We start from the raw sequence: 16,733 nt of genomic DNA, 5'->3' as shown, positions 1-16,733 counted from the left end.
ATCTTTAATTTTTGGAAAGAATGTTTTTTAAGAATTTTCCAGTATGGCTTAATTTACATTTTGCAATTTCTTCGGGAGTCCCTGTTGCAATGATTTTACCGCCAAATTCCCCGCCTTCAGGTCCAAGGTCGATTATGTGGTCAGCACATTTTATTACATCGAGGTTATGTTCGATTACAACTACAGTGTTTCCTTTTTCAACGAGGCTGTTTAAAACATCGATTAATTTTTTAACATCGTGGAAGTGAAGTCCTGTTGTCGGTTCATCGAGTAAATATATGGTGTTTCCCGTAGCTCTTTTGGATAATTCCCTTGTTAATTTAATTCTTTGAGCTTCTCCACCTGAAAGTGTTGTGGAACTCTGTCCTAATTTAATGTATCCAAGCCCAACATCGCACAGAGTTTTTAATTTATTTGAAATCTGCGGAATATTTTTAAAATGTTCTCTTGCCTCCTCAACACTCATGTTTAAAACATCGGAAATTGATTTTCCTTTATATTTTACTTCAAGAGTTTCGTGGTTGTATCTAGCACCCTTACACTCTTCACATTCCACAAAAACATCTGGCAAAAAGTTCATTTCTATTTTTATAACTCCATCGCCCTGACAGTTTTCACAGCGTCCTCCTTTCACGTTAAAAGAGAACCTTCCTGGACCATACCCTTTTATTTTTGCTTCTTTGGTTTCTGCAAAAACCTGCCTGATTTTATCAAATACTTTCGTGTAAGTTGCAGGGTTTGATCGAGGGGTTCTTCCAATCGGGCTCTGGTCAATTACGACAACTTTATCGATTTCTGAATTGATTTCAAGATTGCATTTTTCTTTAGTATTTTCGTAGAGCTGATCCTCAAAATCAAGTTCCTCAACACTCTCTTCAGATTTTATTTTTTCTTTCAATGCAGGATACAGGTTTTCATAAATTAAAGTGGATTTTCCACTTCCCGAAACTCCTGTAATCACGTTAAATACTCCTGTTGGAATTTCAACAGACACATTTTTTAAATTGTTCTGCCTGCAGTTTGAAAGTTTTAAAAATTTATCGCTTTTTCTTCTATTTTTTGGTATTTCGATTTTTAATTCGCCAGATAGGTATTTTCCAGTTAACGAATCCTTATTTTTTGAAATTTCTGTTGGCGTTCCAACTGCAACAACATCTCCACCATGAACTCCTGCACCTGGCCCCATATCTACGACATAATCTGCATTTAAAATTGTATCTTCGTCATGTTCAACAACAACCAATGTATTATCTAAATTTCTTAATTTATGGAGCGTTTCAATTAATTTTTGGTTGTCTCTTTGGTGAAGGCCAATTGATGGTTCATCGAGTACATATAAAACACCAGTTAAGTTTGAACCAATCTGGGTTGCAAGTCTTATTCTCTGAGCTTCTCCACCTGAAAGTGTTCCAGAACGCCTTGAAAGGGTTAAATATCCCAAACCAACGTCATTTAAGAATTTTAATCTCGATTTTATTTCTTTTATAACTTGTTTTGCAATTTCGTACTCTTTATCCGTTAATTTTAAATTATTAAAGAATTCTTCTGCTTTTGAAATTGAAAGATCCGTTAAATCGATAATAGACTTATCTTCTATTTTTACGGCAAGTGCTTTATCTTTTAAACGTTTTCCACCACATTTTGGACACAAACTGACTTTCATGAACTTTTCAAGTTCTTTTCTTCTGTATTCTGATTTAGTTTCATTGTAGAGTCTAATGGATTGCGGGATAAGCCCTTCCCATGGTTTATTCTGGCTCCATTCGGTATCTCCACTGCCATTTGATACTTTAAAATGAATTTTTTCAGGACTTCCATACATCAAAATGTCTAACTGTTCTTTTGAAAGGTCTTTTATCGGTGTTAAAACCGTAAATCCAAAATGATTTGCAACTGCCGCCAGATGTTGTGACCTGTATCCATCAAGGAAGTTTCTATAAAGTGCAACTGCACCGTCAGCAATGCATTTGTTTTTATCTGGAATTATCAAGTCCGCATCAAACTCCATTTTTATTCCAAGTCCGCTACAGTATTCACATGCACCAAATGGGCTGTTAAATGAAAACATTCTTGGCTGAAGCTCTTCAAACGAAATACCACATATTGGGCAGGCTAAATTTGAAGAATAAATTTTTTCAAATTCTTCATTATTTTTAGTGCCAGTTACAATTAAAAGTCCGCCTGAACGTTCAAGTGCTCTTTCACAGGCTTCAACAAGCCTTGAATGGTCATCTTTTGGAGTTAATCTATCGATAACAATTTCAATATCATGTTTTTTGTACCTTTCAAGTGTTATTTCGTCATCAGTTCTGTAAATTTCGCCATTTACACGAATTCTTGCGAAACCTTCGGAATTTAAGTCTTTAAAGAGTTTTTGGTAGGTTCCCTTTTTCTGCCTCACAATGGGGGACAATATCGTCACAGTTTCAGAAAATTCTTCTTCGATTTTTTCAGCTATTTTTTCAGGACTCTGTGATTCTATTCTAATATTGTGTTCGGGACAGTATGGAATTCCAATTCTTGCGTAAAGCAGTCTTAAGTAGTCATAAATTTCAGTAACCGTTCCAACGGTACTTCTTGGGTTTTTACTTGTTGTTTTCTGCTGTATTGCAATTGCAGGGGATAATCCTTCAATACTATCAACATCAGGTTTATTCATAAGCCCTAAAAACTGTCTTGCATATGCTGAAAGTGATTCAACATACCTTCTCTGACCTTCGGCATATATCGTATCAAATGCTATTGTGGACTTTCCAGAGCCGGAAACTCCAGTTACAACTATTAAATTATTTCTTGGAAGTGTTAGCGAGATATTTTTTAAATTATGTTCTCTTGCGCCTTTTATGATGATATCTTTCATAACTATCATTTGGAATAATTTGGATTAAAATTTTTATAAAAATATACGTGACGATGTATAAAATAAAAACGGTACGAATATCGGATAATTTGGGGATATATATTACAGAATTGATCCGACTTTGAATTATTTATTGATTAAAATTAGTCCCAATACGCAAAATAAAATTCCTAAAACTTTTAAAATACTGATATTTTCTTTAAATAAAAGTATTCCTACAGGTATTAATAAAACTGCAACTGCAACATATGCAGTAAGTGCCGCAACGCTTACATTCCAGCCTGCACGGTAAACAAGTAAAAATCCAAGTTCTAAAAATACAATGGAAATTCCAAGAACATAGCTTGCCCAGTTTAAATTTTTGACAGATTCTATGATATCGATTTTTCCATTCAGTATAATAATTGCAGCAACTGTCGAAATTATTGAAACGAGGTATGTAATCATTAGTGAAACATAAGGGTTTGCACCGCTTGAAATTGATTTTTGACAGATATGGTAGAGTATACTTGCTAAAACTACGATAATCATTGAGATATAATACATAAAATTCCCTTATTCAGTGTTAAAGTCAATTTCGCCGTTTTCAGACAGTAGTTTAATCTTTCCTTCAGCTTCGTTTAAAATTTTATAAAGTTTGTTACTCAATTTTATCCCTTCTTCGTAGTTTTTCATGGCTTCTTCAAGTGATAATTCATCATTTTCCATTGAATTTACGATATTTTCAAGTTTTTCAATTAATTCTTCATAATTGTCCATAAATATCACCAGTATCCTTTTTTATTCTTTCAAAGTAATATGTGCTTCAACAATTCCATCTTTTAACGTAATCTTTACATCATTTTCTAAATTTAGCGAAGATTTTGAACTTATAATTTTTTCATTTTCATCCTGTATAATGCTGTATCCTTTATTCAGTACATTTAACGGATTATATGCATTTAAAAGTGAATACGACTTTTCAAAGCGCTTTACTTCGTAAGAAATTTTATTTTTAATTTCATGATTCATTTGAGCCCGTATTTTATCAACATGCACTTTTTGTTTTTCAATTTTAGATTTCGGGCTGTTTTTTTCGATTTTTGAATAAAGAATGTCTAACTCGTAAGACCTGTTTGAAATTTCAGTCTTTACCTTGTGTTTTAACATTCTTTCAAGGTTATTAATCATCGATTTCAATTCGTATTCATTATATATGGCAAGTTCTGCAGCATTTGATGGTGTTGCAGCCCTTAAATCGCTTACAAAATCGGAAATCGTAAAATCTGTTTCATGCCCTATTCCTGTAATTACTGGTTTTTTCGATTCAAAAATTGTTCTTACAAGGGATTCGTTGTTGAAGCACCAAAGATCCTCCATCGATCCTCCACCACGAGCAATAATGATTAAATCGATTTTTTCAAGTTTATTTAGCTCTGAAATTCCGGCAATAACTGTTTTTGCAGCAGATTCGCCCTGAACCACTGCAGGATATATAATTATATTAACAGAACTGTTTCTATTTCTCGTAACTTTGATAATATCTCTAATGGCTGCCCCTGTTGGGGATGTAATGATTCCAATGTTTTTCAGGTATTTCGGGATTTTTTGTTTGTACTCTTCGTTAAATAATCCTTCACTTTCGAGTTTTTCTTTTAATTTTTTAAATTTTATAAATAAATCCCCAAGACCCTCTTTTTCCATTTCATTACAATAAAACTGGTATTTTCCAGTTTTTGTATACAAAGATACTTTTCCTTTTATTATTACGCTCATACCTTCAGTAGGGCTGAAATCTAACTTTTTAGTATATGGTTTAAACATTACACAATCAATTGCGCTGTTTTCGTCCTTTAATGTAAAATAAACATGTCCTGATTTATGTAAGGTACAGTTTGAAATTTCTCCTTTAATACAAGCTCTTTTTAATAAAAAATCTTCTTCTAAAGTGCTTTTTACATAAGAATTCAGTTCCGAAACCGTCAAAGTGTTTGAAAATGAACTTTCAAGGGTTAATTGAAGCATATTTTGACCATTTTAAAATTTTAAAATTCGGATTAAGTTTAAGAAATAATATTTATTTTTATACTATTTAGACAACTCGCTAATGTTTAAACCTTAACTTATTTTTTAACGTTTAGTTTTTCATATTTTATCTTTTTAAATTCTTTAGTTATGAAGTAAATTGTAATAATAAAGCTCAAGTATTCCGAAAATACTGTTGACCACCATATTCCTTTAATTCCAAGGTATATGGGAAATAGAATAATTGCAGGGAGTATAAAAATCAAGGTTCTTCCAAGGGATAAAAATCCTGCAATTTTTGGCTGTTCCGTTGCTAAAAAATACATCATCAATACCATAGAAACACCCATGATTAAAATTGCGAAATTATGAATTTCAAGGCCGATTGTGGTTGTTGTGATTAAATTCGTATCATGGGGATTGAAAATCTTTATTAAAAGATTTGGGAACTTTAAAATTGTTAAAAATGAACAAATACCGAGTATTGCATTGACAAACACTGCTTTTTTTAATATTTCAAAAACCCTGTTGAATTTTTTAGCTCCATGGTTGTAGCTTATCAATGGCTGAACGCCTTCTGAAATCCCCAAATAGACCATGTATAGAAATGATGTGATATATATTACAATACCGTATGCAGAAACGTCTAATGGACTTCCATATCTCATAAACTGGATATTGTGTACTATCATCAGTATTCCAAATGCAAGTTCCATGATAAACGGTGAAAATCCGGTTTTTGCAATTCTTTTAATAGTCGAAAATTCTAAAAATGGACTATTTTTCCCGATTTTAACGTTTGATTTACCGCTTAAGAAATGTTTTAAGTATAAAATTGATCCAAGACCTTGTGCAAGCACAGTAGCAGCGGCAGCCCCTATAACACCAAAATTAAATATAACTATCAATATATAATCAAGTATAATGTTAAATATCGACATTAATGCCAGAATTATCATGGATTTTTTTGGAAAGCCGTCGTTTCTAAGTATCGGGTCAAGAGATATCGCAAAAATTTGTGCAATTGCACCAAGAATTATTATTTTTGAATACCCTGCAACATATATTTCCAAATTTTTTGAAAGGTTCATGAATGAAATAACCGGGTCTATTAGCAGATAGCCAAAACAAGTAATTATCAGGCTTATCAGTATAATGTAAGTTAGTGCAGTTTTTAATATGCAGGATGCTTTTTTGTAGTCTTTTTTTCCAAGGCTTATCGATATTATTGCAGAAGATCCAGCTCCAATCATAACTCCTATGGAGCTAATTGCGATCAAAACGGGAAATGAAAATGTTACCCCTGCAAGACCTTCAGCTCCGACTGTTCGTCCAATAAATATCCCGTCAATTATCCCATAAATCCCAATAATAACAGTTCCTGCAATCGAGGGGATAACATACCTTATCATGAGATTATTAATTTTTTCGTTTTCTAATTTTTTAACCTGCTTCATAACCTGCCTTTTTAACCCTTAAACTGATTTATGTTCATTTAAAACGTTTTGAAGAGATTATATTTCTTAATAAAACATATATACTTCTTTTTATAAATTTTAATTTATGGATATGATATATTGTGGGGGACATATATGATAAGCTATGATGGGAGTACGGGCGAAAATGAGATAATATTGAGGAATATGGAATATTTGGAGAATAAAAACCATATTTACACCTCTGAAATTGTTCCAGAGGCTTTAAAAAAGACATTATCTGGAATAGAGTCTATCGGGATGGCTGAAAAACTGCTTCCTGAAATATGTGATGTTCGAGTAAAAGATGACTTAAAGAAAATTTTAAGTTCAGAAAAAAAGGGACTGATTGACCACGTTGTACTCATTCTAAATTATGAATATTTTAACAATGGGATCGATATTTCTAATATAGATCTAATTGACAGTTTTTGACCAAATAACGCAACGAAAAGATCCAGTACCGAAAAATATACATATATTGTCTTTATACTCTTTTCTGATATGTTATGCACCGAAAAGCGAAACCTTTTTTAAAATGGGCTGGCGGTAAAAGAAGACTTTTAACCCAGTTTGAAGACCACTATCCGGAAGGATTGAAGAATGGAAAGATTAAAAAGTACGTTGAGCCATTTTTAGGTGGCGGTGCAGTTTATCTGGGCCTCCAAAGTAAATATAAATTTAAAAAAGTGGTTTTAAATGATATAAATCACGAATTAATGCTTTCTTATAAAACTGTTCAAAATAACATTGATGAATTAATTTCTATTTTGAAACCTATTGAAGAAAATTTTAACAAAATGAACTTCGAATCTCAAAAAATGCAGTATTACAAAATAAGAAATGAATACAACATTGAAAAATCAAACATTGATAAAAATAAATCTGAAAATATCATTGAAAATGTCGCGAGATTTATTTTTTTAAATAAAACCTGTTTTAATGGCCTTTATAGGCTAAATAAGAAAGGAATGTTCAACGTTCCATTTGGAAGGTATCTTCGTCCAAGAATATTTGATGAACCAACCCTTAGGGGAGTAAACAAGGCTTTAAAAGGCGTAAAATTACTGTGTGATGACTATAAGGGCGTTGAAAAGCATATTTCAATCGACAAAGAAACTTTTGTATATATCGATCCACCCTACAGGCCCCTTCCAGAAACTGTTAGTTTTACATCTTATTCTAAAGAGGATTTTCTCGAAAAAGATCAGGTGGACTTGAGCAACTGGTTTAAATATCTGGACAAAAAAGGCGCATATTTAATGCTCAGTAATTCTGACCCGACAAATACAAATCCAAAAGACCGATTTTTTGAAGACCACTATGGTGGATTTAATATCGATAAAGTTTGTGCTGGAAGAATAATAAATTCAAGAGTCAACGGAAGGCGAAAAATAACGGAATTAGTAATTAAAAACTATCCAAAATAATATTTAATGGCATTTAATATGCTATAAATTAATCGTGTTCTTCAGAGAGCCATTCTTCCCATTTTATTAGTTTATATCCGTCAACCATAACGGCATTACGGATAATGTCTAAAGTTTCAATGCAATCTCTGTTTTGAACGATTTTTTCCCATATATCTCCATCTTTTTCGAAATAAAATTTAATGTATTCTGTTAACATATGCTATCACCTCGAAAAATAATTAATAAAACATATAAATGAAGTATATTAAAAATATTAACGATTAACAAATATTTTATATTACCTCGTTTATATTATTGAAAGAATTTAACGGGAGGAGTAGTATGGCAATAAAAATTAGTGACTTGTTGAATAAAAAAATATACACTACAGATGCTATATATGTGGGTAAAGTTTACGATGCCATGGTTGATACTGATAAAGCTGCAATAAGCGGTATTGTTATTACGGATGTTTCAAGCGGATGTTTAAGCGAAAATATCGATGATCCTACGAAAAAAATAGTGTTGCCATTCAATTTGATATCAGCAATAGGAAATATTATCTTAATAAAGCCACCAATTACTGGCAGATTTTAATTAATTAGCTAAGTCGAGATTAAAATGTTAAAAATAGGTCTAGTAGGCTGTGGAGCAATTGCTTCATTAATCACAAAGGCTTTGATGTCGGATAGACTCAACAAAGCAGAAGTTCTAGCTTTTTACGATGGAAATCTGGAAAAAGCAGAAAAACTCGCCATGGAAACAGGAGCTGATTTTTGCAAATCTCTCGATGAACTGGTTTCAAAAGATCTTGATTTGATTGTAGAATGTGCATCAGTAACTGCTGTTGAAGATACAGTTATAAAATCACTTAATAACGATAAAGACGTTATAATAATGAGTGTGGGCGCATTTGCAGACAAAGATTTATTTGTAAAGCTTTATAAACTTGCAGAAAAACTTGGGAAAAAAATATACATACCTTCAGGTGCAATTGCAGGAATAGATGCTGTAAAATCAGGATCCCTTGGTAAAATTTCAGAAGTATCCTTGACTACAACAAAACCCGTTCACGGTTTGAAAAGTGCACTTGAAGAGCAGGGATTAAACACTGATGAGATAAAAGAGCCGAAAATAGTTTTTGAAGGAACTGTTTTTGACGCAATTTCAAAATTTCCGCAAAATATCAATGTTTCAGTTGTATTATCTCTTGCATCACGTTATCCTGCAAAAGTAAAAATCATTGCAGATCCAAATGCAACTTCAAATCGGCATGAGATTTTAGTTAAAGGTTCAATTGGAACAATAAAAACATGCGTGGAAAATAATCCCTGTAGGGACAATCCAAAAACATCTGCACTTGCAGCATATTCTGTTATTCGATTAATAAAGGATCTTTCTGAACCTGTAAGAATCGGAACTTAAATTAATTTTTTTTAAATTTTAAAAAAAGAAATTTTGTATTTTATTTTTTATTTTTATTTTAGTTAGTTTGGATTATCTATTCGTATTTTGAAACTCCAATGATTCTAACTTTTGCGCTTCCATCAAGCATTATAAATTTGTCGCCCTTTTCAAAAGCAGCAGGTTTTAAAAGTTTTAATGTTAATTTGTTTCCGTTTTTTTCTTCAATTTTACAGCTTACAGTTTGAAGTCCAACAATAATCTGGTATCCTTCGCCAACAGCAACTTCTTTATTCATGTACGGGTTCCATTTCATTTCAAGTTCAATTTTGTCAGATACTTCCAATTCCCCATTTGAAAGAATCATTCCTCTATCTAAATCATCAACACTGATTCCTTTTAATGAAAGGCCAACTCTTGAATTTGTTCCAGCTTCTTTTACGTCCCTATCGTGTACCTGAACACTTTTTACCATTGCTTTATTGTTTGTCGGGTATATCCTTAAATTATCGTGCACAGAAACGCTTCCCTTATCAACTTTTCCTAAAATCACGGTTCCAACGCTTTTTACTGAAAAAAAGTGATCAATAGGTATTTTTATAAACTCTCTACTTTTTTCAACTTCTGGAATTGTAATCATTTTTTCTCTAATTTGTATGTAATCTTTTTCCAAAAATTCAAAATTTTTCATCGAAGTGTTTGAAATAATTCCTTTTAACTGTTCAACATCGACGTATTCGCCAACTACAATAAATCCCCTTTCGACACCGAATAAATCTAATGTAAGAAGTGTTTCGCCAATTTCAGGTTTTATTTCATCGATAAAAACAAGTGCGTAGTCCATCATATTTATTGTATAAATTAATGGCTGTATTCTTTCAGGGTATCTTGTAGGTTCGACAAATACTGCTGAATCGTCGCCATTTTTATGATTGTAAAGTGTAATGTCTGTTGAAGTTCCTTTTTTTGCAATATTTTTTCCAGCGTCTTCAAAATCTCCAAATAATCCAATTGTAACATTTTTCATAAATTTCACCCATGTTTCTATTCAATCTTTTCATAATTTAGGTTTTTAGATATATAATAGATACTATTTTTTAAAATAAACACTTTGAAAAAAAGATTTTGAAACAATGCTTTAGGGGGTAACTTGATTTTTGTATTTGGGAATTTGGAGTATTTACTTTTTAATATATTTTCTATTAAAAATTCTAAAATAGATGCGACTTAAAAAAATATACACCCGTTTTAAAAACATCCGCACTACCCCGTTTAATATGGTTTGCGCACAAATTTTACGATACCGTAAACTCGGAAAAATAGAAAAGTATATATAGCTGAATCGCTTAAGTACAAGTGCGAGCAGAGGTGGTTGAGCTTGGCCAAAGGCGCCGGACTTGAAATCCGGTTTCCCACTGGGAAGCGGGGGTTCGAATCCCCTCCTCTGCGCTTTCTTTAAATTCAAATCTACGGCTTTTTTGAAGGTTTTTTTTTAATCCGGTAGGGTTTTTTTCGAGTATTTTAAATTTCAAGTGTTTTTTATCGTTGTTTTTTGTTTTTGGATTAAAAGTGTACCAAATGGACACCGGATTACAGTCCGGACACCCAAAAAAAGACATTTAGTATATAAATGAAATTAATTTTAAATCCGGTTTCCAGAAAAATATTTTAAAAAAAGTTATTTCGAAAAAAATATTTATAATAAAATATTTTAAGTTATTATTTTCATTAATGCTGATCTTTTTATATTCAATCAATTTCATCTCGATCAGGTTCTTGATTATGTAATACATCCCTTATTTTATCAAAAACTTCTGAAAATTTTTCGGCTTTTATTCTGGATTTTTTTAATTGTATGTCATATTTTTGTTTTGATTTATTTATTTCAATTATGCTATAAATATTAAAAATCCAAATTAACCCATAACATAAAAATTTTAAAAATTCACTCAAATCAGATAATATTAATGAAATGTAGGTATCTGAAAAAGCGATTAAATAAACGGTGCTTATGATCAGTGCAATAATAAGCAAATAGATTGAAAAATTAGTTACGAAAAAAACTAACGTATATAACGAATTATTGAACTCAATTAATAAATCACCAGTATAATTCCAAACTTTTTTTGAAGACATGTTTATGTTTACCAATATAACATCTACATCTATTCCGAGAATACATAATACCCTTCCAAATTTAAATATTCCTAATGCAAAATTTAAAACAAATATATTAGCAATTGCTAATATCCATAAAGATAATTCAATATTATCAACAATCCCATAAGCAGTAATAATTAAACCATAAACAAGTGCATAAATTTTTAAGATTAGATTACAATTGTTTGATATTTTTGTGTCATAGTAATTATATTTTGTAGTAGTATACTCCAAATCACGATATAGATAGTCTATGTTTTTTTCAACTACATTTTCCAATCTTTTTACATTTTCATCCAATATGCTCCCCTCAAAACTAAAATTTATTTTAATATCTGAATTTTAATCGGAGTATTGGGATAATTATTTGCACTGAGGCATTTGTTGGAAGTAATTATTATATCAAATTTATTTGTATAATCTCTTTTATCCGTGGTAATAAAGTTGGGATTATTTAATGTTTTATCTACTCCCCACACTATCACGTTAGAAAATATATCTTTATCAGCAGTATTTTTCGTAATCAATTTTTTGAAGTAGTCTTCTAATTCATCATATAAAAAAATAAAATCATAATTTGTATGATTTTGATAATTTACCATATTAATTTTTTTAAAAAAATGATTGATTGCTAGTCTTATTTCCCTAAAAAGTAATTCTGATACATCATCACCATATGCTTCAATTATAACCTTTTTTAATTTATAATTAACTTCATCCTTGACTGCATCACAGCTCGTTTGTGATAAAATATTGTTGGAACAATAAAATTTATTAACATTATCATTATGAGGATTCTTAGGTATATGTTTTCCAAAAATTATACAACTATCTAAAAATATATCCACTATTTCTCCCCCCCATACTCTAAATTCATGTTTGATGATTTAAATTCGTGTTCTTTCCTTAATCTTGTTGAATTTTCTGGATATATATGTTCATTAATAAGTTTATATGTTTTTTCAGTAAATTCAGCATTATTGATTTCTTTTAATAAATTATCATATTTTAAAAAATTAGAACTTTTTGTAAATCTAAAAAACATTCGAAATTTCGAAAAATTATTTTTTAAACTTTCATCATACTTTTTTAATTCTATTTTTAACAGTTCAGGATGTCCCGAAAGTGTTTCAGGGTATGGGGAAATTATACTTAATAAATTTTCAGTAAATATGGTTCCCATATTTTTTATGGTACTTTTTAAATTTTGTTCTCCATTTTCATAGTTATCAAGAGTTATGTATAATGAATCAGTATATTCCCAAAATACATCATTTCTTTTTTCTGCATTATATTCAATAATAACATCTTTTTCAAGTTTTCCTATACATTTTTGAAGATTTTTTGATTCATGTTCTCCAACATATTGTCCTAAACCGGAATTTTCATTTTGAATACGTTCAAAACCACATTCCATTTCATTAACTGCACGATAATATTTTTTTGTTTCTTTATCGGGTAATTCTTCATGAATATATTTATCAAACTTAATTGTATTGTTTAAAAAATGAGGTTTTAATCGCTTAAGTATAGATTTTATTAATTCATATTTTTCAGAATTTAAATTATTATTAACATCCATAGTTTTTCTAAATTCATTAATTGAATTCATGTCGTTATATAATTCAAAACAAAACAAACCGTGGTTATACCAACCATAAGCAATGGGTTTGTCATTATCTAATTTACCCAGTTCTTCCGCAGTACATATAAAAAGTTTCATTAATCGTGTTGTATTCGATACATACTTCTGTTCTTGGGTATTAAATACCTCTAAAAAGGCATTGTAAGTATCATTTAAAAAAACCTGTTTTTCCATGTTCCCCATCCTAAAAAAATATCCCTCAATTTGACTATTGTATATTTTTAAAACATATATAATTTTGGGTAATATCCCCCCTGTTTACCATTTTAAAAAAAGTTATTTTGAAAAAAATTAATTATTTCTCAAACTCCGTTCAATTTTTCTTCTTTTCCCACTAATTTTATTTTTTCCAAATTTCCATTTTCTTCCATATATTTTAAATTTTCAGAATACATTTTTTTAAATTCTTCAAAATCTTCATCATTTAAATTTTTTTTAGAGATATTATAATTTTTTATATTAAAATCCTTTAATAATTTTTCCTTATTTTTCCTTTTCCGGTATATATTAGTTAAATATGCGTTAAATAAAAAATTTAAATGTTCCCCCCAATAGAAATTTAAAAAATTAATTTTAAAAATGTGTTTTTTCTCAATTGAAATCTGTCCCTTTTTGCCGTAAATAAAAATTTTTCCTTGAAAAAAAACTTTATTTTTTATTTCTTTAGATGAATAAATTTTCTCATTTTCAAAAACTTTAATATAATTCTCCAACTATCACCACCATTTTTCAATAAAACTAAAAAATTAAGGATTTAAATTAAATCCCTCAAATATTTGACCTTAATATATTTTTTTCCTTGATAAGCAACTTTTTCAATTTTCTTTCTATCAATCTTCTTTGAAACTGCCCCATCTCCAACGTCTAACCAATTGGCAATTGCTTTTTGACTGATGAAATCGTCTTCAAACATTTCATCTTCAATTTTTTCTAAATGTTGGGGAATATAATCATTTTCCAGTTCAGTCAATTTCTTGATTGATAAATTAAGCATTTGATATTTACTTTCCTTTTCTTCTTCCCTTATAGGTTTATTTTTATTGATTTTTTCCTTTGTATTATTGAAGAATTCTGATGTTTTCTTTGCTTTAATAAACGAGTATTTATTATATATATAATCATCATAGACCGTTTTTCCCCCGAAATCAAATCTGAATTTTCCGTCCATACACAGAGCCATGATGTTCTCCGGTGACATCTTTAATGTTCGAGGATCGAGATTTTTCATCTCTTGGAAAAGAAGATTTTTTGATCCATTGTAGACTTTTCCATCATAAGTGATTGTATCCGTGACTCCATAGACCTTTTTCTTATCGGAAGAACAAAAAAGGATTACATCCATTCTATTGGATAAAAAATTCTCTAATTCTAAAACGTTAGGTGTAGCATATATGCAACACATTTTTGCCATTCTTTGAGTTCTGATTACTTCGAGCAATGCTTTATTTTCCTTAGTAGGTGCATTTCTCCTGTTGAAAATATTTTGAGTTTCGTCAAAAATAACGGTCGTTCCACCCTCAAAACCGTTTTCAATTTTCTCAACGTTCTCATTTAATAAATCCAAGTAATCTGGAAGTGCTTCATTTGAAAAATACATTCTTTCATTCATGTTTTGATTGAAACTCCGATCCATAAATCGAGCAAGAGCGATTGCAAGTGCGGACTTTCCAGATCCTTCGATTCCGGTAACGGCAATGTGGAAATCGAAATTATTTCTTAATTTAGAAAATGCGAGGGACTTTACAATAGCACCCAAGCCCCAGTAATCATATTCATTTTTTCTTAGCAATATCACCACCTGTGAAGAATTAAATCCACATTTTATCAAATTTTTCCATTATTTCCACTTTTTCCATCAATGATTATAGACTCTATATAATAGTACTCGCGGAATATTCAATATTTCCATCATTTAAGGACTTATGTCCCTATGTCCTCACTATTCATTCCGTTAATCACTTATTTTTATATATAATTTGATATTTGTAATTATAATTATTTAATAAGAATAAATCATCTGTATTTCCATTTTTAACCATTTTTAACCACCTAAAAAATAAAATAAATTATTAATAAATTATTTCTACTATCGAATCCATCAGAATTTTTATGAATTTTATTTTTTCCATAATTGAATTCATCTTCAATCTTCTTTCCTTCATTTGTTCTTCTCGATTTTCAATTTCTTCTTTATATTTTTTAATTGATTTTTCAGTAACTTCGATTCCTTCTTTTTTGTATTTTTTAAGGATTTCAGATCCGAAATTGACCGGATAATCGATTTCTTTTATTAAATCGATTTTTTCTTTTTCCCAATCGATAAAAACTTTATTAATATCGCGGATTATCTGATCTTCCAAATACAGTTCTTCTTCTAAGAATAATTCTTCTTTTAACTTTTCATATTCTCCAAAAAGCGTTCCTATCGGTTTATTTTTCAAATACTCAATTTCTGGATTGATTTTCAAACCAAAACCCAAACAAACATTACATATACTATCATCTGCGTTAATTTCTACCATTTATTATCACCATTTTTTAAAACTAATTCATCACCTCATTGTCTATTTTTCTGTATTTCAAGAATCATTATTTCTTTTTGAATATCTTCAATCTTCAACGGAATTTCTTTCTGTTGGATTTCGAGAATTGTATGATGTTTTTTTCTCTTTTGAATTTCCGTTTTTAATTCAAAAATTCTTTTTTCTTTCTCCGTTAAGGTCAAATAATTCGAATATACTTTTAATAATTCTTTTTTTGTAATTTTTAAATCGTTTGAACTCAATTCCGTTACATTTAGTTTTTTTTGCAATTCTTCCAATAATTCTTCCATTTTTTTGAAATTAAAGTTAATTCTTTCTTTATTTTTATTATAAATTATATTGTATGATACTTTTTTATTTTTTAATGTTAAAATTTTTTCATCAATAGACTTTTTCTCTACCGTTTTTTGACCAACGTATCTAATTCTCACCACCTGTTGCCCTTTGCAACGTTTTTAAATGATAAGAAGTTCTTTCGATTTTTAAATTATTTTTTTGAAAATTATTTTTTATTTTAAATTTTTTATTTTTCTTAAATTCTTGATTTCTTTTTTTCCAATTTTTTTCTCGTATTATCTGATTTATCGAATAACCCAACACGGAATATCGATTATTCTTTTTTGAATAGTGTAATTTTCCACATCTAATCCAATAATAAATTGCCTGTGGAGTTAAATTAAATCTATCTGCTATCTGACGTACATTGTACAATTCATAATTGATAAACACTTATCACCACCGGAAAAATCCAATTGTTCTTCCATTTTAAAATTTATTTTGATTAAATAAATATTCGTTAAAATTTTTTCCAAGAATTCTATAATTTTTCCCTATCTTTTGACCTTTCAATTTTTTCTCCTTAATTAGACTCCTAATAGTAGAATTTGAAACATTATAGAATTTCGCGATTTGTGGGATCGTGTAGTAGAACTCTTCAATTAAGTTTCCATCATTTCCTATTCTTTCCAAACTTACATCACCTGTATGTCAATATACACACATCCTTACATTATAAGTCTTTGAAACTAATACTATATAAATCTTTCGATAAGTATATATATTATGATATATACAACTCACACCAATATAAAAAATTTTCTAAAAAAAAGTAATTTCTATCACAAATATGAATGTGAACGCCTACCGATTCACACCACAAACATGATGAAAATATAAAATAATTAAAAGAATTCATTTAAAACATTTAAATTATTAAAAGAAAACGTTAAA

The 16,733-nt window shown here is 29.7% G+C and carries 18 protein-coding genes and 1 tRNA gene; 5 read left to right on the top strand and 14 right to left on the bottom strand.

The genetic code is table 11. The features are described 5' to 3' along the window. Positions 1-4: 4 nt before the first annotated feature. The 5 genes from uvrA to MMJJ_RS01215 all read right to left on the bottom strand — a co-directional run bounded on the left by uvrA (position 5) and on the right by MMJJ_RS01215 (position 6,321). On the bottom strand, positions 5-2,860 hold the full coding sequence (gene uvrA, locus MMJJ_RS01235; RefSeq protein WP_104837328.1) for an excinuclease ABC subunit UvrA: 2,856 nt from the start codon (positions 2,858-2,860) through the stop codon (positions 5-7). A 126-nt stretch (positions 2,861-2,986) separates the two neighbouring features. Beyond that, on the bottom strand, positions 2,987-3,406 hold the full coding sequence (locus tag MMJJ_RS01230; RefSeq protein WP_104837327.1) for an EamA family transporter: 420 nt from the start codon (positions 3,404-3,406) through the stop codon (positions 2,987-2,989). Positions 3,407-3,415: 9 nt separating this feature from the next. After that, positions 3,416-3,619 (bottom strand): exodeoxyribonuclease VII small subunit, encoded by a 204-nt coding sequence (locus MMJJ_RS01225; protein ID WP_011170675.1) that lies wholly within the window; start codon positions 3,617-3,619, stop codon positions 3,416-3,418. 21 nt (positions 3,620-3,640) lie between these two features. Continuing rightward, positions 3,641-4,864, bottom strand: a complete 1,224-nt coding sequence (xseA, locus tag MMJJ_RS01220) for an exodeoxyribonuclease VII large subunit (protein ID WP_104837326.1) — start codon at positions 4,862-4,864, stop codon at positions 3,641-3,643. A 98-nt stretch (positions 4,865-4,962) separates the two neighbouring features. Beyond that, positions 4,963-6,321 carry an MATE family efflux transporter gene (locus tag MMJJ_RS01215; RefSeq protein ID WP_104837325.1) on the bottom strand — a complete coding sequence of 453 codons (1,359 nt, stop codon included), beginning with the start codon at positions 6,319-6,321 and terminating at the stop codon, positions 4,963-4,965. A 135-nt stretch (positions 6,322-6,456) separates the two neighbouring features. On the opposite strand from MMJJ_RS01215, the gene MMJJ_RS01210 reads away from it, so the two are divergent. Then, complete coding sequence (locus MMJJ_RS01210; RefSeq protein WP_104837324.1) at positions 6,457-6,774, top strand: hypothetical protein; 318 nt, start codon at positions 6,457-6,459, stop codon at positions 6,772-6,774. A gap of 74 nt (positions 6,775-6,848) precedes the next feature. Next, positions 6,849-7,769, top strand: a complete 921-nt coding sequence (locus tag MMJJ_RS01205; RefSeq protein ID WP_104837323.1) for a DNA adenine methylase — start codon at positions 6,849-6,851, stop codon at positions 7,767-7,769. 28 nt (positions 7,770-7,797) lie between these two features. Here the strand turns inward: MMJJ_RS01205 and MMJJ_RS09335 are convergent, their stop codons facing one another. Next, positions 7,798-7,968, bottom strand: coding sequence for a hypothetical protein (locus tag MMJJ_RS09335; RefSeq protein ID WP_169929101.1), 171 nt, complete (start codon positions 7,966-7,968; stop codon positions 7,798-7,800). Between the two features lie 125 nt (positions 7,969-8,093). Here MMJJ_RS09335 and MMJJ_RS01200 point away from each other — a divergent pair, with 125 nt between their 5' ends. Both MMJJ_RS01200 and MMJJ_RS01195 read left to right on the top strand, forming a co-directional pair. After that, positions 8,094-8,348, top strand: coding sequence for a PRC-barrel domain-containing protein (locus MMJJ_RS01200; RefSeq protein WP_011170680.1), 255 nt, complete (start codon positions 8,094-8,096; stop codon positions 8,346-8,348). A 24-nt stretch (positions 8,349-8,372) separates the two neighbouring features. Next, positions 8,373-9,176 carry an aspartate dehydrogenase gene (locus MMJJ_RS01195; RefSeq protein ID WP_104837322.1) on the top strand — a complete coding sequence of 268 codons (804 nt, stop codon included), beginning with the start codon at positions 8,373-8,375 and terminating at the stop codon, positions 9,174-9,176. A 76-nt stretch (positions 9,177-9,252) separates the two neighbouring features. Here MMJJ_RS01195 and MMJJ_RS01190 read toward each other — a convergent pair whose 3' ends face one another. Further along, complete coding sequence (locus MMJJ_RS01190) at positions 9,253-10,182, bottom strand: EF-Tu/IF-2/RF-3 family GTPase (RefSeq protein WP_104837321.1); 930 nt, start codon at positions 10,180-10,182, stop codon at positions 9,253-9,255. A gap of 335 nt (positions 10,183-10,517) precedes the next feature. On the opposite strand from MMJJ_RS01190, the gene MMJJ_RS01185 reads away from it, so the two are divergent. Continuing rightward, positions 10,518-10,604: transfer RNA gene (locus MMJJ_RS01185), tRNA-Ser, on the top strand. Positions 10,605-10,904: 300 nt separating this feature from the next. On the opposite strand, the gene MMJJ_RS01180 is transcribed toward MMJJ_RS01185, so the two are convergent. The 7 genes from MMJJ_RS01180 to MMJJ_RS01140 all read right to left on the bottom strand — a co-directional run bounded on the left by MMJJ_RS01180 (position 10,905) and on the right by MMJJ_RS01140 (position 16,472). After that, entirely contained in the window at positions 10,905-11,615 is a 711-nt protein-coding gene (locus MMJJ_RS01180; protein ID WP_104837320.1) for a hypothetical protein, read from the bottom strand. Positions 11,616-11,638: 23 nt separating this feature from the next. Continuing rightward, on the bottom strand, positions 11,639-12,163 hold the full coding sequence (locus MMJJ_RS01175; RefSeq protein ID WP_104837319.1) for a hypothetical protein: 525 nt from the start codon (positions 12,161-12,163) through the stop codon (positions 11,639-11,641). Next, a complete protein-coding gene (locus tag MMJJ_RS01170) occupies positions 12,163-13,134 on the bottom strand; it encodes a hypothetical protein (RefSeq protein ID WP_104837318.1) in 972 nt (323 codons plus the stop codon). The genes MMJJ_RS01175 and MMJJ_RS01170 overlap by 1 nt, the downstream gene beginning before the upstream one ends. A gap of 580 nt (positions 13,135-13,714) precedes the next feature. Further along, positions 13,715-14,758: an AAA family ATPase gene (locus tag MMJJ_RS01160; RefSeq protein WP_211286613.1), complete on the bottom strand. Its 1,044-nt coding sequence runs from the start codon at positions 14,756-14,758 to the stop codon at positions 13,715-13,717. A 271-nt stretch (positions 14,759-15,029) separates the two neighbouring features. Continuing rightward, on the bottom strand, positions 15,030-15,482 hold the full coding sequence (locus MMJJ_RS01155) for a hypothetical protein (RefSeq protein ID WP_104837315.1): 453 nt from the start codon (positions 15,480-15,482) through the stop codon (positions 15,030-15,032). A 35-nt stretch (positions 15,483-15,517) separates the two neighbouring features. After that, entirely contained in the window at positions 15,518-15,937 is a 420-nt protein-coding gene (locus MMJJ_RS01150) for a hypothetical protein (RefSeq protein WP_158658954.1), read from the bottom strand. A 331-nt stretch (positions 15,938-16,268) separates the two neighbouring features. After that, on the bottom strand, positions 16,269-16,472 hold the full coding sequence (locus MMJJ_RS01140; protein WP_104837312.1) for a helix-turn-helix domain-containing protein: 204 nt from the start codon (positions 16,470-16,472) through the stop codon (positions 16,269-16,271). Between the last annotated feature and the right edge of the window lie 261 nt (positions 16,473-16,733).

Origin of the sequence: Methanococcus maripaludis (genome assembly GCF_002945325.1) — an archaeon.
GTDB classification, from domain to species: domain Archaea; phylum AGJL01; class Methanococci; order Methanococcales; family Methanococcaceae; genus Methanococcus; species Methanococcus maripaludis.
Note: the sequence above shows the minus strand (reverse complement) of the source record. Positions and strands in the feature narration are given on the sequence as shown.